Raw genomic sequence first — 22,580 nt, forward strand, 5'->3', positions numbered from 1 at the left:
ATGAAATTAAAAATTGTATCTGCATTGGTAACAGCGCTGACATTAACAAGTGCACAAGCAGATGTTTTAGGTATTTATATTGGTGGCCAAGTATGGGACAGCAATGCTTCGGGGATTTTTGGTGAAAGTGGAAATCAAGTTGATTTCAATTTAAAAGATAAAAAGCAAGGCAGCTATTTTTTAGCCGTAGAGCACCCCGTCCCATTTATCCCTAATGCAAGAATCTCTGCAACGTCACTCGACTCAACCGGTGTTGCTACACTGAGCAGAGATATTGAATTTGCTGACCAAGCGTTTACTGCTGGAAGTGTTGTAAATTCAAACTTTGATGTCAGCTATGTAGACTACACCTTGTACTATGAAATCTTTGATAATGGATTGTTTTCATTTGATATAGGATTAACAGGTCGGGATTTTGAAGGTGATATTGCTGTGAGCTCAACAATTTCTACGTCAGGCAATACATCTACGGTAAAGGGGACATTAAAAACTGACGAAATTATCCCTATGCTGTACGCCTCTACAACAGTTGGTTTGCCGTTTACAGGCTTTAGCGTTTTTGCCGAAGGTAACTTTTTATCATTCAAAGATCATACGTTACATGATTATCAAGCTGGTATTAGCTATGAGCTAATAGATAACCTTGCGGTTGATGTTAGTTTAACACTTGGTTATCGAGCAACTAGTTTGAAACTTGAAGATATTGATAACCTATACACAGACCTTGAATTTAAAGGCGTGTTTGCCGGAGCGGTAATCCATTTTTAGGTGTTAAATAGCCCCATTTTGAATAAAGCCAAATAGACATTGAGTGTTTATTTGGCTTTTCTATTTGTAAGGGTAAAAAAATTATATAAAAGATTAAAATTTATACGTGATCTCTGAAAAATATTTCTGTATAATCCTGCGCTCCCTAACGTTACATTTTGTTTATGTTGTTTTTCCCAAACACTAAACAAAGGGCTCGATACTCGAAGGGGTAATGGCGTAGCCTTAATGAACGGCAACGTAAAGTTGCTTTTTAGTAACATTTTTAATTATGGGTTTTTCAAATGAAAACTTTTGTAGCTAAGCCAGAGAGCGTTCAACGCGAATGGTTTTTAGTGGACGCTGAGAATAAAACTCTTGGTCGTATCGCTACTGAAATTGCTCTCCGTTTACGCGGTAAGCACAAGCCAGAGTACACTCCTCACTGTGATACAGGCGACTACATCGTAGTTGTTAACGCAGAGAAAGTTAAAGTAACTGGTAACAAAGCGAAAGGTAAAATTTACTACTCGCATACTGAATTCCCTGGTGGTTTAAAGCAAATTAGCTTCGAAAAGCTAATTGACAAAGCGCCAGAGCGTGCAATTGAGTTCGCTGTTAAAGGTATGCTTCCTAAAGGTCCTTTAGGTCGTGAAATGTACCGTAAGCTTAAAGTGTATGCTGGCCCTGAGCACAAGCATGCTGCACAACAACCACAACTATTGGAGCTGTAAGCAATGGCTGATAATCAATATTACGGTACTGGTCGTCGTAAGAGCTCTACTGCTCGTGTGTTCATGAAAGCTGGTAGTGGTGCAATTACAATTAACAAGCGTGACATCTCTGAATATTTTGCACGTGAAACTGCTCGTATGGTTGTTCGTCAACCAATCGAATTAGTTGAATTAGCAGACAAGTTTGACTTTAACATCACTGTTGTTGGTGGTGGTAGCACAGGTCAAGCTGGTGCAATTCGTCACGGTATCACTCGTGCATTATTACAATATGATGAAGCTCTACGTAGCGACCTTCGTAAAGCAGGTTTTGTTACTCGTGATGCTCGTCGCGTTGAACGTAAGAAAGTTGGTTTACACAAAGCGCGTAAACGTCCTCAATTTTCAAAACGTTAATATTTTATATATTGCAAAAAGCCAGCTTCAAGCTGGCTTTTTTTTGCCTATGATTTTTGTTAAATAGTCTATAGTTGATTTGTACCACCTGTTGATCATGGAGCAAATCAATGAAATACCCGTTATTTTTGTTACTACTCGTATGCGTTTCGGGGCATCTTAAGGCTGAAACCTTAATTAATGCAGATGGCAAAAAAGAAAGCCAAGCCTGTATTGACGCAACAAAGACTTCTATGACTATTAAAGCATTGCAAAAGAAATATGATCTGACTATGCGCCAGATGAATGCTTTAGCGTGTAATGGCATACCTATCAAGGAGTTTGTTGAAAAGTATCAGGTGAGAAATGACGTATCAGATACATTAAAAGTATTCACTTTTAGTCAAGAGGTCGGCAATGTAGAAACAGAGCTTTGTATTGCCGCAGCTACATCAAACGAAGTATTGAAACTTGCGATGGAAAAACATCAGAAAACTAAAATGTATGTCGCCGAACTTACTTGCAATGAATTACCCATTAAAAAGTTTGCCAAAAGGTACGGCAATAAAGAATTTAATATCCGCTAGTTGTTCAGCTTTCGATTACAATTTTTCACGATTATTATTTGCATTTAAGTTTGCTTATTTAGCGGACGACGACTAAGGTTAATATTGTGTTATAAATGACGTAACACGTAGAAAAACTATAAGTCCTAACGTTGTATTGATGGGGAGTAAAAATGAAGTATCGACTGAGCTTCGGTTATTTTACTCTGCTTTGTGACAATATTGTGGAAGTCGTAGTCGATGAAGGTATAGAAATGAACTTAGAGATGATTGAGGAATGTCATCAATTTGTTCAAACACATATTACCGACGATTTTGGTTTATTGGTTAATCGGGTTAATAATTATACCTATTCGTACGAGGCTAAATTAAGCGTTGCTTCTTATGAGCATATGAAAGCAATAGCGTTTGTTTACTATTCGCAAGATACAAAAGATATCACCGAAAATTTACAAAAATTACGCGCTATGGATCAATGGAATTGTCAAATATTTTCAGGGTTAGAGCTTGGGTGGCAGCAAGCCTTAGAGTGGCTACAGTCTGAATTATCCACAATAAAAGTGGAGACCTAAAGTTGCAGTAGCAATGGCCTAAAGTGTGTTTACTTTAGGCCATTTTAGTTTTACTGATTGGCTAGTTTTTCGAAGCAGCGCTCTGCTGCATCTATAGTAGCTTGAATATCTTGCGCTGAGTGCGCGGTTGATAGGAAGCTCGCTTCAAAAGCGCTAGGTGCTAAATAAACACCTTCATCAAGCATCATGTGATAGAACAGTTTAAATCGTTGCGCGTCGCATTCTGTAGCTTGTTTGTAGGTCGTTACAATCGGCTCTTCAGTAAAGAAAAAACCAAACATAGCTCCAACATAATTTACTGAAAGTGCAATCTTGTGTTTGTCGGCTGCTGCTTTAAAACCAAGTGCAAGTTGTTTCGTCTTGGCTGCTAAATCAGTGTGTAAGTCCTGAGTTGACATTTCATTTAGTGCTGCCAAACCGGCTGCCATAGCAATAGGGTTACCTGATAATGTACCAGCTTGGTACACTGGGCCTACTGGAGCGATATAATCCATAATTTCGCGCTTTCCACCAAAAGCACCAACAGGCATACCGCCACCGATGACTTTACCAAGCGTTGTTAAGTCAGGTGTGATGGTATAGTGCTCTTGTGCGCCACCTAAAGCGACTCTAAAACCTGTCATCACTTCGTCGAAAATTAACACTGAAGCGTATTGGTCACAAATATCACGTAACCCCTGTAAAAAACCTTCTACCGGTGGGATACAGTTCATGTTTCCGGCAACAGGCTCTACAATAATACAGGCTATTTCATCACCAATTGACGCAAAAACTTCTTTGACTTCTTCAAGGTTATTAAAGCTAACGGTTAAGGTGTGTTTAGCAAAATCTTCTGGAATGCCTGGTGAATTAGGAACCCCCATGGTTAGTGCCCCAGACCCCGCCTTGACTAGTAATGAGTCGGCATGGCCATGGTAACAACCTTCAAATTTTAAAATTTTATCTCTTCCGGTATAACCTCTTGCTAAGCGAATTGCACTCATGGTCGCTTCAGTGCCAGAACTCACCATTCTTAGCTTTTCCATTGAAGGCACAATGGCTTTAACTTTTTCGGCCATGATAATTTCAAGTTCAGTAGGCGCACCAAAACTTAAACCATTTTCTGCTGTTTCAATTACTGCTTGTTTTATTTTTGGGTGGTTATGGCCCAAGATCATTGGTCCCCAAGAACCAACATAATCAATGTACTTTTTATCGTTGGCGTCATACATATAGGCGCCATCAGCTTTTTTAATAAAACAAGGTGTACCACCAACGCCGTTAAATGCTCGCACGGGCGAGTTCACTCCACCAGGAATGGTATTTTTGGCTTGTTCAAACAATTGTTCTGATTTATTCATTTGTTTTCCTAGTTTTATGCTGATTTTGTCGTAAACCAAGTCACTGGTTTTTCGTATTGAGTAAGCTTGTTTTCAACGCCTAGCGTTAGTGCAAACAATGCCATACGCACCAACACGCCGTTTTGTGCCTGCCTGAAAATAGCTAAATTATCTAAGTCGTTCAAATCGACATCAAGTTCATTTGCTTCTGGTCTTGAGTCTCGGGGAAGAGGGTGCATGATCACTGTATGTTGATGGCAAAACTGCTGATATACCTTTTTGTTTAAACTAAAGTGACCACGATACAAGTCGGCTTCGTCTTGGCTGGCAAATCTCTCTTGTTGAATACGGGTTTGATAGATAACGTCACACGCTAAATTGCCTTCAACCTTGTCTGTTAACGTAACTTTATGGCCAGCATTTTCAAGCGTTGAAATAACGTTGTCAGGCATTTGAAGTGCGTTTGGCGCTATCATGGTTACGTGCACGTTATTGTATAGACTAAGTAATTTTGATAATGAATGAACTGTTCTACCGTGTTTTAAATCACCCATTAAAGCGATATTTAGTCCGTCAAGCGTCTTTCCGTGAGGTTTCATTTCAGATTCAATGGTAAATAAATCTAACAATGCCTGTGTTGGATGTTCGTTTGCGCCGTCGCCGCCATTAATCACTGGCACACTGCTACCTTCTGCAAACTCACTAACTGAGTGCATTTGCGGGTGACGCATGGCAATTACGTCGGAATAACCGCTGATCACCCTTGCAGTATCAAACAAAGACTCTCCTTTACTTAAGGAGGAGTTTTCTTCACCTACGGTTTCTCTTACAAAACCACCTAACAGGTTAAAAGCCGTGCCAAAACTTACACGTGTGCGAGTGCTTGGTTCAAAAAATAAGTTACTTAAAATAGCACCGTCTAACACATGACAACGTTTATGTCGCATAGCATACGGCATCATTTGTGCTGAAACAGATAAAATTTTGGCAATAGCTTCGCGGTCAAATTGCGAAACTGAGAGGATGTGGCTGCCCTCGAAGGTCATCATGATCGTTCCTAAACAATAAGCATTTAGAGCATTTAGCCTAGCGCAGCAATGTACGCCAAAAACGTTAGCTAAAAGCGTGAGAAAAAACGCAGCGAATATAACACAGAACTGCAATATTGAGAATGTATAAAACTAGCCTTAGCGAGGACTAACGCCAGTAATTATACATTCTTTATTATATGTCAGTTTTTGTTACGAAAAGCTGGGTTTTAAATAGGCTAACAATACCGCACTAAGCAAGATAAGCACCGGTATTTCGTTAAATATACGATAGAAGCGCGGGCTCTTTTTATTTTTATCTGTTTGAAAGTTTTTGACTAATTTGAAGCAATACAGATGATAAATAACTAAGACTATAATCAGGGTAATTTTTATATGTAACCAAATTGCAGTTTTAAACCAATCGTAGCCGTAGTTATAGATAAGTGAAATCCCAAGAATGATAGTTAAAACGGCAAATGGCGTAACAAAATAAAGTAAACGTTTTTCCATGCCTTTGAGTCGAGTTGAAACGTCAGCATTGTCGGTTTCCGCATGGTTGACAAAAAGCCTAGGTAAATAAAAAATTCCAGAAAACCAAGCTACCATAAAAAATACGTGAAACGCTTTTAACCATAAAATTGTCATAGAGAAGTGGTTCCTTCAAGTAAATATTTTCTAATTTGTGCAAACGACACTATCCCAATAAATTTATCAGGGGAGTCGTGATATACGTATACGCCACCTTTACGTATATCTTTTAAAGCCGAATATGCTTCTGAAAGTGTTGCGCGGCTACTGATTGGAATTAAGACATGCTGGTCAAAACTACTGACTACGTTGTCTTCAGATACTCTAGCCTGATGCCAAATAAATTTAGGTTTTGCGTCAGCTGTTTTTGTGATGATCACTTGTTGCCCATCTGAGGCATTATATTCGGAAATTAGGTGTTGTTCGTCGCTGTTTTCCATAACACTACAGTTACTTTGCATGATGCCCAACACGCCGATACGTTGTAACGACTTTTCAATTGGTGGTTGCCTGTAAAGCAGTTTTTGAACTTCTAGCTGCATAACAAAGACACTTCTGTTTCTGAAAAATTGCCCTGAAAATACACATGCCGTAGAGATAACAACCATAGCTGGCGCAATTACTTCTATTTGATTAGACAATTCCACCACCGCCAATAAAGCAGCTAACGGCGCGTTTAACGTCGCAGCCATAAATCCTGCCATTCCCATTAGCGCCATATCTACAGCTAAATCAGGTGAGGCATAACTACCTGAAATAACCCCAGCTGCAGCGACTCCTGAAATTGCCCCTATTACTAAAATTGGCCCTACTACACCACCGGGAATACCAAGGCCAAGGGCAATAATGGTCATTAGTATTTTTGCCAAAAGTAATGCCACTAAAAAATACGCAGAATCAAAAGAGCTGTCGGTCAAAATACTGATATGAAGGTCAGTATCGATTGCTGGAGGTAAATAAGCGCCAATTAGTCCTGTGACTGCTGCAGCTAATAGTAACCTTTTGCTTAATGAAAATTTACTGGAAAACTGAATCAGTGCCGTTAAATTTTTATTGAAGGTGAAAGAAAGCACACCAAGAATTACCCCAAACAAAATTAATACTGGGTAGTGCAAAAGGTCCAACTGAATCTTATCAAAAAATTCAAATTGGTGTGCTGGGCCATAAATTGTTTCTGTAATAGTTGAACCAACAATGGCTGCAATCATGATGGGAATGAATATATGTACTTTATATTCTCGTAAAATGACTTCCATGACAAAAATAACCGCTGCAATCGGGGTATTGAAACTTGCAGATATGCCGGCAGCAATGCCACAGGCACATAAGGTTCTCACTGTATTAAATGGTAAATTAAGTTTATTACCTATGTAGCTGCTGCAAGCTGCCCCTAAATGAACTGCTGGCCCTTCTCTACCTACAGAAAAACCGCTGGCTATGGCGATAGAACTGCCCCAAAATTGATTAAAGGTATTGCGAAATGGTATGACGCCATAGGCAACTTTTAATCGGTGCAAAACAAAGGGGATCCCTGTTCTTAAGTATTTGTATCCAGTGACTTTTGCCAACAAAAGAATAACTAATACACCAATGATAGGTATTAATAAACGACTTAGGAACTCAGAGTTGATATAATGCGCAACATTGTGGCTGTATAAATATTGAAGCCCTTTGATTACTAAGGTGAAAAGGGTCACCAGCAATGCCGATGCCACACCTCCTAGCGCCGCCAGCAAACAGAGCTGCCAAGATGTCTTGGGTTGAGCTAATTGCTTATTTAACGATAAGCTAGTGATCATAGGTGACTTTGTCGTAGTGTATTTGCCGTTGTTTTAGGTTACATCATACTGTTGAAATGAGTTGGTTAGCAAAGTTTAATTTAAATATACTGTTCAAGCGATTAGGTACCTTTCGAGCGACCTTGCTTTTGCTTGCCCTAATTGTCACTTGTTTATATTGTGGTTACAGGGTAGGTAACTTTTTCCATGCTTATCAACAGCAAACCTTAGAGCAACAACAGCAGCGTTTGAGCTCACTTTATGCTGAGTTAGATGAAAAAGTAAAACACATTAATACATTATCGGTTGAGCTTGAAGTTGAGCGTATGGCAAATCAACGTGCGCAAAACTTAGTAAAAGAAATTGAAGAAAAACAATTTCAGTTAAAAAAACAGCTCGCCTTTTACGAAAAAGTGGTGGCACCAGAAAAAGAAGCCGATGGTTTAGTGGTCGATGATGTTGTCATCACACCAACGGCAAGCGCTAACCATTATCGATTCCGTGTGGTACTCGTACAGCAAAAAATTCGAAAACGATTTGCCAAGGGCTATGTAGATATGACCTTTTTTGGCAGTATGGATGAAAAACCGGTATCGCTCTCATTAAGTAAAGTGTCATCGATAGCAGACAAATCGCTAAAATTCAGTTTTCAGTATTTTCAAATAATTGAAGGTGATATCACCCTACCTGAAAATTTCTTCCCTGAAAAGTTAGTGCTAACTGCGGTACTACCAAAAGGAAAATGGCAAGATTACAACAGCGTAGAGCAAAACTATGCTTGGCCTGAACTTGTCGAGCCGATAGCAGAATCAACTGCACTAATACTTGATTAAATTAGTCAAGTTTAAGATAATTCACCCCTTGTAAGTATGAGATTGTTTATCTATGTCTAATCCTGAATTACCAATAAAATTTACTGACGCTGCTGCTAGTAAAGTATTGGCGTTGATCACAGAAGAAGAAAACCCCAACTTGAAGTTACGAGTATATGTAACAGGTGGTGGGTGCTCTGGCTTTCAATACGGTTTTACATTTGACGAAAGTGTTAACGAAGGCGATATGACAATTGAGAAAAAAGGGGTCACTATGGTGGTCGATCCTATGAGCCTTCAATATTTAGTTGACGGTGAGGTTGATTACATCGAAGGCCTTGAGGGGAGTCGCTTCCTTGTTAACAACCCCAATGCAACAACAACTTGTGGTTGTGGTTCGTCTTTCTCTATCTAATCAATAATATGGGTAAGCCACTGTATAATAAGTGGCTTACTTAGTTGTTTGATAACGCGCTAAAAACATCTGTACCGTTTCGTCTGCAACAAACTTTTTTTCTTGCTCGGTTAATAAAGGCTTACATCCGGTAAGTTGCGGCCAAAAACAACACCCTTCAATTAAACTATGAAGCTGAAAGCTGGCATATTCAATATCGTCAATAGAGAGCTGTCCGTGTTCATTTGCATCCTTTAACCACTGCTGTAAGCTGGTTGTTTGTCCTGCAAGTTTTTCCATTTCTTTTTGCAGAGCAGATAAATTATAAAATAAATGACCTATGGCAACGCGAGATAAATCTAAATACTCCTGTGTACATATCAAATTTATTTCGTAATTAACCCAGGTTAATAATTGCTCGTTTAACGGCGTGTCAATCTGATAATCAAATGCAACATTAGCAACGGCTTTTTGCCATAAGTCCGACACTAAATACATCACCAGTTCTTCTTTAGAGCTAAAGTGGTTATAAACGGTACGTTTTGATACTTGCGCTATCTCGGCTAGTTTGTCCATGCTTGTTGCTTGAACACCATACTCTTTAAAAGCCGATTTAGCTGCTTCAATAATGGCCTCACGTTTGAGTTCGCTGCGAGTCTTTGTTTTTTCGTTCATAACCTTTGTTGAGTCATATTTTTTTGCATTTTAAATTACACTAGGCAGTTTACTTAGTAAAATTATAGAAGTAAACTCATCGGTGTAGATTATCTTGCCTGTATATTGTGTTTGTGTATTATAAGAACAGTAATTGAATAAATACTGACTTCATAGATGTACTTCAACGTTTATGTATTTGCCTTATGATATGGAATGTCACTACTTATATGCGGCAGTTATCGTGATAAGTATTTAAATTTTAGGATGATTTATGAACAAAGCACGCTTTGGGTTTGATTGGCTCGCTCAACGCCCTTACATCATTGCTATCGCAATTACTCTTATACTTATTCTTTGGATGGCATCCGGTATAGCGCAAGAAGCTGATGCTCCAGAAAAACTCAATAGCAAGAAACAGATCATTCCTAAAGTACAAGTTGAAACGATGCGAGCGCAAAAGGTGCGTAATGCGATTGAATTGTATGGACGTACTGAGCCTGACAGAATTGCCACATTAAAAGCTGAAGTTTTTGGGCAGGTCGAACAAGTATTAGCAAAGCGTGGCTCAAGAGTTCAAAAAGGTCAGGTTATAGTCAAGCTTGCTCTTAACGACTTAACGTCCCAACTAGCTCGAAGTAAAGCTCTACTAAAACAAAGAGAGATAGAATATCAAGGCGCCAAAAAGCTCAATGCTGACGGCTACCAAGGTGAAGTTCAACTTAGTACTGCGGCGGCAAATTTAGAGGCAGTTAGAGCTGACATTAATCGTTTAGAAATAGCTATCGATAACACCAATATTAAGGCACCCTTCGATGGTGTGTTAAATACACGTTACGTAGAACAAGGTGACTATCTACAGATTGGCGATGACGTCGCAGTTATTGCAGATTTAGATCCACTTGTGGTGAGGGCCTTCGTCACTGAAAATCAAGTTGGCAAACTATCTGTAGGTCAACAGGCAACTATTAAATTACTTAATGAAAAACCTATTCAAGGACAATTGCGATATATTGCTAGCCTTGCTGATGAAAATACAAACACCTTTAAAATTGAAGCCATTATTGAAAACCCTGACTATAGATTGTTAGCAGGGATCAGCAGTGAGTTAGAGCTAGGTTTTGAGCAGGTTCCTGCCATTAAATTATCACCAGCACTGCTTGCGTTAGATAATAAAGGCAATATTGGTGTTAAGTCTGTTGAAAACGACATTGTTGTTTTTACTCCTATTAACGTGGTTAAAAGTGAAAGTGACGGAATGTGGCTTACCGGTTTTGGTGAGCAAGCAGAGATTATTACCCTAGGGCAGGGCTTTGTTCGCGAAGGTGACCGTGTTGAAGCCATTCGAGCAGCAAGGTAGGGAAATTTATGTTAGCTATCATTGACGCTGCAATTACCCGTACCCGCACCGTATTAATGGTATTTGCACTTTTATTAATTTCAGGTGCGGTTACTTACAATAATATCGCTAAAGAATCTAATCCCGACATCACTATTCCCATGATCTATGTTTCTATGGTGCATGATGGTATTTCGCCGGAGGATGCCGAGCGTATGCTTGTTCGTCCAATGGAAAAGGAACTTAAATCGATAGCGGGAATAAAAGAAATGACTGCCAATGCCAGTGAAGGGCATGCTTCAGTTACCTTAGAATTTCTTGCTGGCTTAGATCCTAAAGAGGCACTTGCTGATGTTCGCGATAAAGTAACGTTAGCAAAAGCAAAACTTCCGTCTGAAACCGAAGAACCTGAAGTACATGAAGTAACAATGGCAAATCAAGTACCAGCAGTTACCGTGATTTTATCTGGCCCCGTCACTGAAAGAGGGTTGCTAACTCTTGCTCGTGATCTTAAAGATGACATTGAAGGCATGAAAGAGGTGCTAGAAGTTGATGTCGGTGGTGATCGAGAAGATATGGTTGAAATCATCGTTGATCCTTTGTTGATGGAAAGCTACGGGCTTGATCAAAATGATATTTATAACCTAGTAGAAAGAAACAATCGTTTAGTTCCAGCAGGAACTATGGATACGGGGAAAGGGCGTTTTGCCATCAAAGTACCTTCGGTATTTGAAACTGTTGAAGATTTACTAGAATTGCCAATTAAGGCTGATGGTGACAGAGTCATCACATTTGAAGATGTATCGATTGTTAGAAGATCATACAAAGATCCTACAACTTATGCTCGGTTAAATGGCCAGCGCTCAATTTCATTAGAGGTAAAAAAACGCCCAGGCGAAAACATTATCTTTACCGTTGATAAAGTGAAACAACTGATAAACGAAAAACAGCAACGATGGCCTGAGCAGGTTGTAGTAGATTACGTGGGCGATCAATCGGTTGATGTTAAAGACACATTAAGTGATTTGCAAAATAACGTTTTATCCGCTGTATTGTTGGTTGTTATTGTCGTTATTGCTGCGCTGGGTGCGAGAACGGCTATGTTGGTCGGATTTGCAATTCCAGGTGCTTTCTTAACTGGCATTTTGGTGCTTGCTATATCAGGTCTTACTGTCAATATCGTCGTGTTATTTGGCTTGATCATGGCAGTTGGTATGTTGGTTGATGGTGCTATTGTTGTTACCGAATTTGCCGACCGCGAAATGAGCGAAGGCAAATCTAAAAAACAAGCTTATGGATTAGCCGCTAAGCGCATGGCGTGGCCAATCATCGCATCCACGGCAACAACTCTTGCTGCGTTTGCTCCATTGATGTTTTGGCCTGGCATGATGGGAGAGTTTATGAAATACCTTCCTATCACCTTGATTGCCGTTCTTACAGCTTCTCTTGCAATGGCACTGGTTTTTGTACCGACTCTAGGTACTGTGTTTGGCAAACCTCGCCCTATCAGTGAAAAAGAACAGCAACAAGTGATGCAAGCTGAACAAGGAGACTTAACTTTACTGACTGGTTTTACAGGAAAATATATCCGTTTATTAAGTCGAGCTATTAAACACCCGTGGAAAGTGTTGGGTGGAACTGTTGTGATGTCAATTTTCATCATGTGGCTATACGGCGCCTCTGGTTTGGGCGTTGTGTATTTTCCAGATGTTGAACCAAACAGCGCCACTATGGTGGTCCGCTCTCATGGTGATTTATCTGTGAATGAAAAAGATGCCATCATGCGAGATATTGAACAACGAGTGTTAGATGTAAAAGGGATTAAAACGTTATACAACCTTAGTGGTGGCAACGATATTGTTGGCTCGTTTCAAGTGAATTTTGTTAATTGGCAATTTAGACGAAAAGCCGACGAAATTATTGCTGAAATTCACCAAAAAACCGCTGACCTTGCCGGCGTTGAAATTGAAGCAAGGAAAAACGAAGACGGACCGCAAAGTGGCAAAGACTTGGTTATTGAACTGAGTTCTCGTTTTCCTGAATTGCTTGATGGTTCAGTTAAGTCGATCCGTGATGCTTTGGTATTATCAGGTAAATTTACCGATATTGAAGATTCTGCGCCTAAACCAGGTATAGAATGGCAGCTTAATATTGATAGGGCAAAAGCCGCTACCTATGGTGCTGATGCTGCTGTTGTAGGTGCCACCGTACAAATGGTGACAAACGGTCTAAAGCTTGGTGAGTATCGTCCAGATGATGTTGATGACGAACTTGATATTCGAGTGAGGTTTCCTGAAGACAAGCGCAGTATTGGCCGATTAGACACTTTGCGCATTAAAACCAATAAAGGGTTGGTACCTATTAGTAGTTTTGTTGAGCGTGTTCCTGCACCTAAAGTGGATACGATTCATAGAACAGATGGTAAACGTGTTATTACTATTCAGGCGAACTTAGTTACCGGGGCTCAATTAAATACTGAGTTGCCGGCATTACAAGAAAAATTTCCCGAGCTTGGAATTGACCCTAGAGTTGATGTACAAATTAAAGGTCAAAATGAAGATCAGCAAGAATCAGAAGAGTTTCTAGTTAATGCGTTTGGTATTGCTTTGTTTGTTATGGCGATAATTCTGGTCACACAATTTAATAGCTTCTATCAAGCGTTTCTTATACTGAGTGCGGTTATCTTCTCTACCATAGGAGTCTTTTTTGCCCTCGTACTGGTGCAAAAACCGTTTGGTATTATCATGGGGGGAATTGGCGTAATTTCGTTAGCGGGTATTGTAGTAAATAATAATATCGTCCTTATAGATACCTACAACGTGTTACGAAAAGAAGGCCACGACACTATAGATGCCATACTGCGTACCGGTGCGCAGCGTTTAAGGCCTGTAATGTTAACTACGGTTACCACCATTTTAGGCCTATTGCCTATGGTGATGCAGGTAAATTTAGACTTCTTTAATCGAACTGCTGTTGTTGGTGCACCATCAACTCAATGGTGGACACAGTTAGCTACTGTTGTTGCTGGTGGTTTGGCATTTGCGACACTACTGACTTTGGTATTAACGCCTTGTTTAATCGCTCTAAGAGATAAAAATAGGGAGTATCAAGCGAAAGAGGAAAAAACATCTTTGTTTAGTCGTTTGAAACAAATAAGGAATGCAGCATAAGCATTAGCGAAATATCAACAAAAAAGAGCACAAACTAAGGTGCTCTTTTTTTTGAAGTCTGTTGTCAGCTTTTAGTAACGACTACTAACCTTGCTTTAACAGAAATTCAATGACCTTATTCATATCTAATGATAATTCGTCAGCGCTAACACCTTTCACTATATAGTCATTTTCAACTGAAAGATCGATGAGTTGGACGTCGTCGTAGTATTCTTTACTTGCTGCATTATAAAAAGACTTCACAACAGGTTTTGAGGGTTCTTGTCGATTGTGCTGTTCAACAAATGCAATTTTGCGAGAGTTTAACTCGACCAGTGAACCCAGAGGATAGGCCCCCATACAGTTAATAAATGACTCGACCAGAGGGCCGTCTAAATGATTTTTTTCGACCAGACTTCGCAAGATGCCAAATGCCTTACCGTGATCGTATCCATCTTTGTAACAGCGGGCTGCCGTCAGTGCATCAAATATGTCACAAATAGCTATGATACGGCCATATTTTGATATTTGATCACCTGGGATATTATAGGGGTAGCCTTTGCCATCAAGCTTTTCGTGATGCAGTGCCGCGACTTCCAAGCTGATATCTGAGATACCGGGTGTTGCTTTAATAGTGTCAATTGAGTGTACAACATGTGACTTCATCAGCTCAAACTCTTCTACTGTCAGTTTGTCTGGTTTGTTTAGCACTTCCTCGGGTATCATGATCTTGCCTACATCATGCAAAAAGCCGCCGATTGCCAGTTGTTTTACAATATGTTTATCGATTTGCAAATACTTAGCAAAGATAGTGATTAGCACCGAAACTGAGACTGAATGCTCTAACAAGTAGTCGTCTTTATTTCTGATATTGATGACACAAGCAAGTGCATCTGAATTACGAAATATTTCTTTGAGTGTGCTTTCAGTAATAGCCGTGATAGCTTCAAGGTCTAAAGGGCGTCCGTTGACCGCGTCAGCAAATACTTTTCTTTGGATTTCTTTAGATTCATCAAATAGTTTCTTGGCTTCATAAACATCTGCGATGATAGATTTCTTTTTAGTTGTTGTAGATGTTTTTGCTAGTTTAGATTTTTCTAAATCCACCATGACCGACTCTACACCCTTGGCGATTAGGTTTTTAATGACTAGATCGCTTTTGATGTAATCTGCGTGGGTTAAGTGATATTTGCCTTTTTGTTTGGCAATTTTTATCACAAAATGACCCACCTTTAAGTCTGTAATACTTAGCTCTTGTATCATACTGCGCTTAGACCCAAGTGAGTGGTAAATGGATTAAACTGTATAAGCTTTTATTGGCTGATATGCAACTAATCTAAGTGGCAATTTTGGTACTAATTTTGCAGCGAACCAATACCAATGGCTATAGATTTTTGACACTATGCCGATAACATTATAGCAAACTAATCTTTGAGTTTATTTTTAGCACTACTGGGTCATTACATATGCGTTCACTTTTCTTTGCATTGTTTATTTTAGCTTTAAACTTGCAGCAAGCACATGCAGATAAGTTAAAAGCGGTACAAGTTTATACTGATGATGTTTTACTTGATTTAATTAAAGAAAATAAGCATTTAAGTCAGATCGTTATAGATGAATGCCAACTGGTTCAAGACATTGAAGCACGCGCAACAATAACCAATAAACCAGGTTTTCAATTTTTGTGGGGAGATATGTTGGCCTATGGTGTATGTGTAAAGAAAAACATTCCTTTAGGTATTCATTACATGCGTGAAGCTGCTGAACAGGGTTTACCTGAAGCTTTGGAGCAATTGGGTCGTTACTACCATATTGGAAAATTTATGCAAAAGGATTTAAGAGAGGCAATTATTTTCCTCAAAGAGGCGGCAAGTTTGAACAATTTGAAGGCTCAAATTCGTCTAGCGGAAATATACAATCAAGGTTTTGGTAGTCCGTTAGATTATCCCGAACTTTATTCTCAACTACATCACTCAGTCACAGACGACAAAAAGACCCATCAGAAAATTTCTCTTTTATTAACTGGCTTGGCTGAAAAAATGCCGGAACGGGTAGTAACCGCTGCTAAAGAAGGAAAGTTTTAGTATTTTGTCGATAAAAATCATTAAACTTTCACAGAAATTTGACGTGTTGCTGAGGAAGTAAGATATAATCAAACAAAGGCTCTAACAAAAGAATAACGCTCATTAAAGATCCATATCAAAACCGCGAAGCGGACAAGTACGAACATCCTGTTGCCAGTCGGGAAATGTTATTAGAAGTGATTGAGAAATCAGTGACTCCGATGACATTTAAAGCACTGTGCAAAACATTTAAATATCAAAAAGAAGAACATATTGTTGGGCTTAAACGGCGTTTACGCGCAATGGAAAATGAAGGTCAGCTGATATTTAACAAGTTCAAGCAATATGCTATTGCGCCTAAAAATCATATTTTGACGGGAAAAATTATCGGTCATCGCGATGGTTTTGGCTTTTTTACTCCTGATGTTCCAGCTGGTTCGCCGCCAGTAAAAGACTTGTATGTTTCATCCCATGAGATGCAACGCGTGTTTCATGGCGATATTGTTGAAGCAATTGTCGTTGATCGATCGGATCGAAAAGGTCGACAGGAAATTAAAATTCTTGATGTTATTGAGCCGAGAAAACAAGGTATTGTTGGCCGATTCTTTGTTGAGCACAATATATTATTTGTTGTCCCAGAAGACAGTAAAATAAAACAAGATATTTTAATTGATCCCAAAGCGCGAGGTGGTGCACGGCACGGCCAAATCGTGTTGGTAGATATAGTACAAAGACCAAGTAAGCGAAGTAATGCTGTGGGTAAGGTCGTTGAAGTACTTGGTGAACACATGGCGCCAGGTATGGAAATTGAAATTGCCTTGCGTGAACATGACTTGCCACATCAATGGCCAACAGCGGTTATCGAAGAAACGTCACTCATTGCTGATGAAGTGGAAGAAGAGCCTAAATTAGTACGCCAAGATATTCGGCACTTACCTCTAGTCACTATAGATGGCGAAGATGCACGAGATTTTGATGACGCGGTTTATTGTCAACCGAAAAAGTCAGGTGGCTGGCGTTTATGGGTTGCTATAGCCGATGTTAGTTATTATGTGCGCCCAGGAACAGCGTTAGATAATGAGGCTATTTCTCGAGGAAATTCGGTTTATTTTCCTAGCCAAGTTATTCCAATGTTACCTGAAAAGCTGTCCAACGGTTTGTGTTCGCTAAATCCTGATGTAGATCGACTATGTATGGTCTGCGAAATGACAATAAGCGCCTCAGGCAAGTTATCAGGAAGTAAGTTTTATCCTGCGGTGATGCGTTCTCACGCAAGATTTACTTACACCAAAGTAGCGGCAATATTAGCGGGTGATGAAGAGCTTAAAACCCAGTACCAATCACTTGTTCCTGATTTAGAACACCTTTACCAATTGTATTTGTCGTTAATGGCTGCTCGCACCAACCGTGGTGCAATTGCGTTCGAAACTCAAGAAACCAAGTTTATATTTAATGAACAGCGAAAAATAGAATCAATAGAGCCACTTATAAGAAATGATGCACATAAAATCATTGAAGAGTGCATGATTTTAGCCAACGTGGCGACTGCTAAATTTGTTGAAAAACATAAAAAGCCGGGATTATTTCGTGTACATGACAAGCCAAGTGAAGAAAAGTTTGCCGCATTTACTTCATATTTAGCTGAACTTGGTGTGCACATACCACTGTTAAAGAATGAAGATGGTTCTCCAGAGCCTAGTACCTACAGCGATATAATTGCAGCAATTGCCGAGCGTCCTGATCAAGAATTGATCCAAACCATGTTGTTACGCTCAATGAAACAAGCGGTTTATCAAAGTGATAATATTGGGCATTTTGGTTTGGCGTTAGAGTCTTATAGCCATTTTACCTCACCAATTCGTCGTTACCCTGATTTAGTGATTCACCGTGTTATTAAAGCAATTTTGCACCAGCAAGCGATAGAACAAGGCGAAAATACGGATGCCTATGTCGGTCAACATTTATATGATGAAGCTGCCATTTTTGAATTAGGTGAGCATTGCTCAATGACAGAGCGTAGAGCAGATGACGCCACTCGTGATGTCGCAGATTGGCTTAAGTGCGAATTTATGCAAGATCACGTTGGTGACTTGTTTACAGGTGTGGTGTCAACAGTCACTAACTTTGGTTTGTTTGTTCGTTTGCAGGATTTACACATTGAAGGACTGATTCATATCACCTCGTTAGGTAGAGATTTTTACCACTTTGATGATGTAAGAATGTGCTTAAGTGGTGAAAAAACGGGAAATGTTTTTCGCGTCGGTGACGTTTTAGAAGTCAAAGTGGCAGCGGTTAATTTGGATGAAAAGAAAATAGACCTAGTGCTATCTGGAGAAAACGCCAAAATTTCCAGTGCTAAACCTATAAAATTCAAAGAGCAGCAAGGTAAACCTCACGGAAAAAATGCTAAAAAAGGTTTACGGAAAAACTCACAAAAAACAGATGATTCGAGTAAAAAGAAAAAGAAATCGGTTAAAAAATCGAGACCAGGAAAAAATGCTCGTAAGCGTGCTAAAGGTAAAGGTTAAACATTCATGGCAAAACACGAAGAAATAGTATTTGGTATTCACGCAATCAATGAGCTTATCAAGAGAGCGCCTGAGCGTTTTATTGAATTGTTTTTATTAAAGGGCAGAGATGATGAGCGTTTAATGCCCATCATCAATTTAGCTCGAAAATATGGTATTCCCTGTCAACTCGTGCAACGAAAAGTATTGGATGAAAAGAGCAAAGGTGAACAGCATCAAGGGGTATTGGCTCGTGTAACACCTGGGAAAACTTATTCTGAAAATGACATCGAAGATATATTGGCCAGTGCTCACGACAGAGGTGAGTTGCCATTTTTACTCATTTTGGACGGTGTAACAGATCCTCATAATTTGGGCGCTTGTTTGCGTAATGCCGATGCCGCTGGTGTTCAGGCGATAATAGTGCCAAAAGATAATGCTGCTCGCTTAACCGCGACGGTGAGAAAAGTTGCCGTTGGTGCTGCAGAAACTGTTCCTCTGGTTCAGGTGACAAATTTAGCGCGAACAATGAAGCAGTTACAGCAATTAGGGGTTTGGATCATTGGTACTGCAGGAGAAACAGAAACCTGTCTTTACGATGTTAAACTCGATGGTCCTATGGCGTTGGTAATGGGAGCTGAAGGTAAAGGAATGCGTCGGTTAACAAGAGAACATTGCGACCAACTAGTGAAGTTACCCATGGCGGGTAGTGTATCGAGTTTAAATGTTTCGGTAGCTTCTGGTATTTGTTTGTTTGAAATTGTTAGGCAGCGTCGTTAATTTTTCTCCGAGCCTATATCATGTAGATTAATCCACAAAGAAACATCATTTACTGGTGTTTCTTTTGGTAAATCCTTGTTTTTTAATTCGATATAACTTTTGTTGTTCCACTGGCTTAAAGGGAAAAGAGATTTAGTCATTTCATGATGTTGCATTAAGCTTAGCAGTGCCCCCTCTTTTATTGCTTGTTGCAAACCGTATTCTAGTCTTGCTGCGAGATCAGGACGTTTTTGATTAACAAAATAATATATTGGGAATTGATAATGTAAAATGACCTGATCATACATTATTAGATTAGGATAGGTTTTTTTAGCGATTTCTAATTCCCCATATCCCTCAAAAATAGCTCTGGGAAAATAATCACATCGTTGGTTAGCTAACATGGTAAACATGAGCTCAAATCTCGACACACGCATCACCTTGTAATCATTCGCAGTTAAAATATCAGAGTCAGGCCAGTGCTCACCCTGACAGGCAACTAGTTGTTTTAACTGTTCTGGGTGTTGTTTTAGTGTATCGAACTTTTGAAGATTTTCTTGATGAATAATGGATACTCTATAACCCAGCAAACCAAAAAATAGAGGAATTCTAACAGGAATAAATCGAGCTTCTCTTTGGGTGTTGGTTCCTGCCCAAAAAACATCTACTGCTCCACGTTCTAACAATATTAAGCTCCTACCATGGGTAGTGTTGGCAATATTGATAACCGTTAGATCTGCGGCGCCATATTTAGCGCTACTTTTATCAATGATGAGTTGTAGCAATTCAATAAAGTAGCTATGTCCCACATCCTCTTTTGACTGTGCTCCTAATACCCTTATATTCTCGGCGTATAAACACAAAGGCAAACAAGTTAAGCAAATGCATGTTAACAATACGTTTGTGCGTTTAAAGCATTTTATTTGGGGCATAAAAGTCATCATTTATTTTATGTGCCTAAATAGAGCGCAGTGGCTTTTAGAGTAGAACATAAAAAAATTTGAGAAATTCTAAGTGCTACACTTTAATTATTAGATGATAAAAACATCTACTTATGAATATAGCATGCTATGATGTGATAAGAGTGGCTGATGGTTGATATTTTTAGTTAATAGTCATTAGCGTAGTTAAGCTAAATTTACCTGCATATTTCCTGAGTATATAGGCGTGATAGTTGAAGTGTTTTAATGACTCTGAACAATCGAGCGAAGAACTGGTGGGAGCAATAGGTAAATAATAAATGTGTCAGACTTTGTTTAATACCCAATATGCATAAACCGTTGTTGTATTTCAGTATTTTATTTGCATTGATTTTTATGTGTGGTGTTGCCGTTGCTAAAAAGTCACACAAAGAGCTGGTGTTAGCAGTATCAAACGCTACATCAGGCCCTGCTTCCCAATTAGGTACACGATTGAATCAGGGAAGTTTAGTTTATTTTAATAAAGTGAATAAGCAGCAACTCTTACCCGGCTACGAAGTTAAATTACATCGCTTAGATGATAGTTATGAGCCGTTTAATACGCTACAAAACACGCAACAATTTGTTGCGAACAAAGACGTTTTTGCTTTGTTTAATTATGTAGGCACTCCTACAACTCATGCCATATTTCCAATGTTAAAAAGGCTAAAGCTTCCTTTTTTAACACCTTTCACCGGCGCAGAGTTTTTGCGATTTCCACCATCGTCAAATATTTTTAACCTTCGTGCGAGTTATTTTCAAGAAGCAAAAGTACAAATTGAATATTTAGTACAAGAAAAGAAAATTTCAAAAATTGGGCTATTAATACAAGCCGACCAGTTTGGCTACTCAGTGGAGCAAGGGTACTTAGACGCATTAAATAGTTATGGGTTGACACCTGTAGTAACTACTCGTTATCGCAGAAATACGCTAGATATAGAGACTGCATTACAAATTTTGCTAGAGCAACAGGTTGAGGCAATTGCGTTTGTTGGAACATATCAGCCGTTTGCGACATTAATAAACAAGGCAAATAAAAAAGGGTTTAGGCCTTTTTTTACTACCGTTTCTTTTATATCTAGTAAAGATCTATTTAATCGCATTAAAGAGCCTGCCAATGTATTAGTTACCGAAGTATTTCCTGATCCCATGGTATGTGACTTTGTATATTGCCAGGAATTTAGAAAAGATATGCTAGCAGCTGGTTTTTCTAGTACCGATCGGGTGCAATTAGAAGGATATTTAAATGCGTATTTGTTTGCAAAAGTTGCGGCTAAGTGCATAGACAATATGACAACTGACTGTTATCTAAAAAAAATTAAGAAATTTAATAATAACGAAAATGACTTTCCTATCGCCTTTAGCGATAAAGATCACCAAGGTTCAAACTCAGTTTATTTAAACTTTTATCAAGCGAGATAAATTCAATGCTATGGCGCGTGTTTTTCTGCTTGCCTTCCTTGGTTAAATTCCCTACAATACGCGACCTTAAATCAGCCTGAACTTTTTTGTTCCTTGCCTTAATACTGGTACTGGGCTGAGCCAGATAAGAGGCTACAACCGTAAGGAGCTCGTAATGCGTCATTACGAAATCGTATTTATGGTTCACCCTGATCAGAGTGAACAAGTACCTGGTATGATTCAGCGTTACACTGACTTAATCAGTGGCGCAGAAGGCAAGATCCACCGTTTAGAAGACTGGGGTCGTCGTCAATTAGCATACCCAATCAACAAATTGCACAAAGCACACTATGTTTTATTAAACGTAGAAGCGCCACAAGCAGTTATTGATGAACTAGAAACTTCTTTCCGTTATAACGACGTTGTTCTACGTAACATGATCATGCGTACAAAAGGCGCGGTAACTGAAGCATCACCTATGGCTGCTGCTAAAGATGACCGTCGCGATGCTAAGAAAGAGGTTGCTGAAACTCCTGCTGAAGCTGAAACTACTGAAGAAGCTGCAAGCGAAGAATAAGTAATCTGTGGTAAGTAATTGCCTAATTTTGATTGGAGAATTGGTTAAACAACCAGAATATTCAATCAGCCCTGCGGGGATTGAACATTGCCAATTTGTAATTGACCATAGGTCGATTCAACAAGAGGCAGGCTTAAATAGACAAGCATTTGTTCGTATTCAAGTGGTGGCAACAGGTGAACTATCACAATTAACGCGTGAATTTGTTGTGGGACATGTAATTAAAGTGTCGGGATTTTTAAACCGCCACGAATCAAGAAATGGTAATTCTCTTCTTGTAGTGCATGCCTCACAGTTAGAAAAAATTAATTAGGAG

Annotated in this window: 22 protein-coding genes; 15 read left to right on the top strand and 7 right to left on the bottom strand. The window is 39.3% G+C overall.

Going from position 1 to position 22,580, the window contains the following annotated elements; genetic code table 11:
- The 5 genes from IE199_RS03625 (at position 1) to IE199_RS03645 (ending at position 2,994) form a co-directional block, all read left to right on the top strand.
- Positions 1-768, top strand: a complete 768-nt coding sequence (locus IE199_RS03625; protein WP_189767384.1) for a TIGR04219 family outer membrane beta-barrel protein — start codon at positions 1-3, stop codon at positions 766-768.
- Between the two features lie 284 nt (positions 769-1,052).
- The gene (gene rplM / locus IE199_RS03630; RefSeq protein WP_189767385.1) at positions 1,053-1,481 is read left to right on the top strand and encodes a 50S ribosomal protein L13; all 429 of its coding nucleotides are present in this window, start codon (positions 1,053-1,055) and stop codon (positions 1,479-1,481) included.
- Between the two features lie 3 nt (positions 1,482-1,484).
- On the top strand, positions 1,485-1,877 hold the full coding sequence (rpsI, locus tag IE199_RS03635; RefSeq protein ID WP_189767386.1) for a 30S ribosomal protein S9: 393 nt from the start codon (positions 1,485-1,487) through the stop codon (positions 1,875-1,877).
- Between the two features lie 110 nt (positions 1,878-1,987).
- The gene (locus tag IE199_RS03640) at positions 1,988-2,443 is read left to right on the top strand and encodes a hypothetical protein (RefSeq protein ID WP_189767387.1); all 456 of its coding nucleotides are present in this window, start codon (positions 1,988-1,990) and stop codon (positions 2,441-2,443) included.
- Positions 2,444-2,595: 152 nt separating this feature from the next.
- Entirely contained in the window at positions 2,596-2,994 is a 399-nt protein-coding gene (locus IE199_RS03645; RefSeq protein ID WP_189767388.1) for a hypothetical protein, read from the top strand.
- Between the two features lie 50 nt (positions 2,995-3,044).
- On the opposite strand, the gene hemL is transcribed toward IE199_RS03645, so the two are convergent.
- The 4 genes from hemL to IE199_RS03665 all read right to left on the bottom strand — a co-directional run bounded on the left by hemL (position 3,045) and on the right by IE199_RS03665 (position 7,671).
- Positions 3,045-4,334, bottom strand: a complete 1,290-nt coding sequence (gene hemL / locus IE199_RS03650) for a glutamate-1-semialdehyde 2,1-aminomutase (RefSeq protein WP_189767389.1) — start codon at positions 4,332-4,334, stop codon at positions 3,045-3,047.
- A 14-nt stretch (positions 4,335-4,348) separates the two neighbouring features.
- Positions 4,349-5,362, bottom strand: coding sequence for an aspartate carbamoyltransferase (locus tag IE199_RS03655; RefSeq protein WP_189767390.1), 1,014 nt, complete (start codon positions 5,360-5,362; stop codon positions 4,349-4,351).
- A gap of 192 nt (positions 5,363-5,554) precedes the next feature.
- Positions 5,555-5,989: a CopD family protein gene (locus IE199_RS03660; RefSeq protein WP_189767391.1), complete on the bottom strand. Its 435-nt coding sequence runs from the start codon at positions 5,987-5,989 to the stop codon at positions 5,555-5,557.
- Positions 5,986-7,671 carry a chloride channel protein gene (locus IE199_RS03665; RefSeq protein ID WP_189767392.1) on the bottom strand — a complete coding sequence of 562 codons (1,686 nt, stop codon included), beginning with the start codon at positions 7,669-7,671 and terminating at the stop codon, positions 5,986-5,988. The genes IE199_RS03660 and IE199_RS03665 overlap by 4 nt, the downstream gene beginning before the upstream one ends.
- Positions 7,672-7,727: 56 nt before the next feature.
- Here IE199_RS03665 and IE199_RS03670 point away from each other — a divergent pair, with 56 nt between their 5' ends.
- Positions 7,728-8,483, top strand: coding sequence for a DUF6776 family protein (locus tag IE199_RS03670; RefSeq protein ID WP_189767393.1), 756 nt, complete (start codon positions 7,728-7,730; stop codon positions 8,481-8,483).
- Between the two features lie 52 nt (positions 8,484-8,535).
- Positions 8,536-8,877, top strand: a complete 342-nt coding sequence (gene erpA, locus IE199_RS03675; RefSeq protein ID WP_189767394.1) for an iron-sulfur cluster insertion protein ErpA — start codon at positions 8,536-8,538, stop codon at positions 8,875-8,877.
- Positions 8,878-8,913: 36 nt separating this feature from the next.
- Here erpA and IE199_RS03680 read toward each other — a convergent pair whose 3' ends face one another.
- Positions 8,914-9,531, bottom strand: coding sequence for a TetR/AcrR family transcriptional regulator (locus tag IE199_RS03680; protein WP_189767395.1), 618 nt, complete (start codon positions 9,529-9,531; stop codon positions 8,914-8,916).
- A gap of 253 nt (positions 9,532-9,784) precedes the next feature.
- Between IE199_RS03680 and IE199_RS03685 the strand changes: the two genes are divergently transcribed.
- Positions 9,785-10,870: an efflux RND transporter periplasmic adaptor subunit gene (locus tag IE199_RS03685; RefSeq protein WP_189767396.1), complete on the top strand. Its 1,086-nt coding sequence runs from the start codon at positions 9,785-9,787 to the stop codon at positions 10,868-10,870.
- Positions 10,871-10,878: 8 nt separating this feature from the next.
- On the top strand, positions 10,879-14,019 hold the full coding sequence (locus tag IE199_RS03690) for an efflux RND transporter permease subunit (RefSeq protein WP_189767397.1): 3,141 nt from the start codon (positions 10,879-10,881) through the stop codon (positions 14,017-14,019).
- Positions 14,020-14,103: 84 nt separating this feature from the next.
- On the opposite strand, the gene IE199_RS03695 is transcribed toward IE199_RS03690, so the two are convergent.
- The gene (locus tag IE199_RS03695; RefSeq protein WP_189767398.1) at positions 14,104-15,261 is read right to left on the bottom strand and encodes an HD-GYP domain-containing protein; all 1,158 of its coding nucleotides are present in this window, start codon (positions 15,259-15,261) and stop codon (positions 14,104-14,106) included.
- A 245-nt stretch (positions 15,262-15,506) separates the two neighbouring features.
- Here IE199_RS03695 and IE199_RS03700 point away from each other — a divergent pair, with 245 nt between their 5' ends.
- The 3 genes from IE199_RS03700 to rlmB all read left to right on the top strand — a co-directional run bounded on the left by IE199_RS03700 (position 15,507) and on the right by rlmB (position 19,348).
- The gene (locus tag IE199_RS03700) at positions 15,507-16,082 is read left to right on the top strand and encodes a tetratricopeptide repeat protein (protein WP_229854521.1); all 576 of its coding nucleotides are present in this window, start codon (positions 15,507-15,509) and stop codon (positions 16,080-16,082) included.
- A gap of 101 nt (positions 16,083-16,183) precedes the next feature.
- Positions 16,184-18,589, top strand: coding sequence for a ribonuclease R (rnr, locus tag IE199_RS03705; RefSeq protein ID WP_373304769.1), 2,406 nt, complete (start codon positions 16,184-16,186; stop codon positions 18,587-18,589).
- 6 nt (positions 18,590-18,595) lie between these two features.
- Positions 18,596-19,348 (top strand): 23S rRNA (guanosine(2251)-2'-O)-methyltransferase RlmB, encoded by a 753-nt coding sequence (gene rlmB / locus IE199_RS03710; protein WP_189767400.1) that lies wholly within the window; start codon positions 18,596-18,598, stop codon positions 19,346-19,348.
- On the opposite strand, the gene IE199_RS03715 is transcribed toward rlmB, so the two are convergent.
- Positions 19,345-20,136, bottom strand: a complete 792-nt coding sequence (locus tag IE199_RS03715; RefSeq protein WP_189767401.1) for a transporter substrate-binding domain-containing protein — start codon at positions 20,134-20,136, stop codon at positions 19,345-19,347. The genes rlmB and IE199_RS03715 overlap by 4 nt on opposite strands.
- 459 nt (positions 20,137-20,595) lie before the next feature.
- Here IE199_RS03715 and IE199_RS03720 point away from each other — a divergent pair, with 459 nt between their 5' ends.
- From IE199_RS03720 to priB, 3 genes are all read left to right on the top strand, one after another.
- Positions 20,596-21,708, top strand: a complete 1,113-nt coding sequence (locus IE199_RS03720; RefSeq protein ID WP_189767402.1) for an ABC transporter substrate-binding protein — start codon at positions 20,596-20,598, stop codon at positions 21,706-21,708.
- Positions 21,709-21,862: 154 nt separating this feature from the next.
- Positions 21,863-22,264, top strand: a complete 402-nt coding sequence (rpsF, locus tag IE199_RS03725; protein WP_189767403.1) for a 30S ribosomal protein S6 — start codon at positions 21,863-21,865, stop codon at positions 22,262-22,264.
- Positions 22,265-22,289: 25 nt separating this feature from the next.
- The gene (gene priB / locus IE199_RS03730) at positions 22,290-22,577 is read left to right on the top strand and encodes a primosomal replication protein N (protein WP_189768355.1); all 288 of its coding nucleotides are present in this window, start codon (positions 22,290-22,292) and stop codon (positions 22,575-22,577) included.
- Positions 22,578-22,580: the final 3 nt, after the last annotated feature.

Source organism: Thalassotalea marina (assembly GCF_014656435.1).
Lineage (GTDB): Bacteria > Pseudomonadota > Gammaproteobacteria > Enterobacterales > Alteromonadaceae > Thalassotalea_C > Thalassotalea_C marina.

Excerpts from the sequence above, each read along its gene's own strand:
- IE199_RS03625 (WP_189767384.1), top strand. The coding sequence starts at position 1 with ATGAAATTAAAAATTGTATCTGCATTGGTAACAGCGCTGACATTAACA.
- rplM (WP_189767385.1), top strand. The coding sequence starts at position 1,053 with ATGAAAACTTTTGTAGCTAAGCCAGAGAGCGTTCAACGCGAATGGTTT.
- rpsI (WP_189767386.1), top strand. The coding sequence starts at position 1,485 with ATGGCTGATAATCAATATTACGGTACTGGTCGTCGTAAGAGCTCTACT.
- IE199_RS03640 (WP_189767387.1), top strand. The coding sequence starts at position 1,988 with ATGAAATACCCGTTATTTTTGTTACTACTCGTATGCGTTTCGGGGCAT.
- IE199_RS03645 (WP_189767388.1), top strand. The coding sequence starts at position 2,596 with ATGAAGTATCGACTGAGCTTCGGTTATTTTACTCTGCTTTGTGACAAT.
- hemL (WP_189767389.1), bottom strand. The coding sequence starts at position 4,334 with ATGAATAAATCAGAACAATTGTTTGAACAAGCCAAAAATACCATTCCT.
- IE199_RS03655 (WP_189767390.1), bottom strand. The coding sequence starts at position 5,362 with ATGATGACCTTCGAGGGCAGCCACATCCTCTCAGTTTCGCAATTTGAC.
- IE199_RS03660 (WP_189767391.1), bottom strand. The coding sequence starts at position 5,989 with ATGACAATTTTATGGTTAAAAGCGTTTCACGTATTTTTTATGGTAGCT.
- IE199_RS03665 (WP_189767392.1), bottom strand. The coding sequence starts at position 7,671 with ATGATCACTAGCTTATCGTTAAATAAGCAATTAGCTCAACCCAAGACA.
- IE199_RS03670 (WP_189767393.1), top strand. The coding sequence starts at position 7,728 with ATGAGTTGGTTAGCAAAGTTTAATTTAAATATACTGTTCAAGCGATTA.
- erpA (WP_189767394.1), top strand. The coding sequence starts at position 8,536 with ATGTCTAATCCTGAATTACCAATAAAATTTACTGACGCTGCTGCTAGT.
- IE199_RS03680 (WP_189767395.1), bottom strand. The coding sequence starts at position 9,531 with ATGAACGAAAAAACAAAGACTCGCAGCGAACTCAAACGTGAGGCCATT.
- IE199_RS03685 (WP_189767396.1), top strand. The coding sequence starts at position 9,785 with ATGAACAAAGCACGCTTTGGGTTTGATTGGCTCGCTCAACGCCCTTAC.
- IE199_RS03690 (WP_189767397.1), top strand. The coding sequence starts at position 10,879 with ATGTTAGCTATCATTGACGCTGCAATTACCCGTACCCGCACCGTATTA.
- IE199_RS03695 (WP_189767398.1), bottom strand. The coding sequence starts at position 15,261 with ATGATACAAGAGCTAAGTATTACAGACTTAAAGGTGGGTCATTTTGTG.
- rlmB (WP_189767400.1), top strand. The coding sequence starts at position 18,596 with ATGGCAAAACACGAAGAAATAGTATTTGGTATTCACGCAATCAATGAG.
- IE199_RS03720 (WP_189767402.1), top strand. The coding sequence starts at position 20,596 with ATGCATAAACCGTTGTTGTATTTCAGTATTTTATTTGCATTGATTTTT.
- rpsF (WP_189767403.1), top strand. The coding sequence starts at position 21,863 with ATGCGTCATTACGAAATCGTATTTATGGTTCACCCTGATCAGAGTGAA.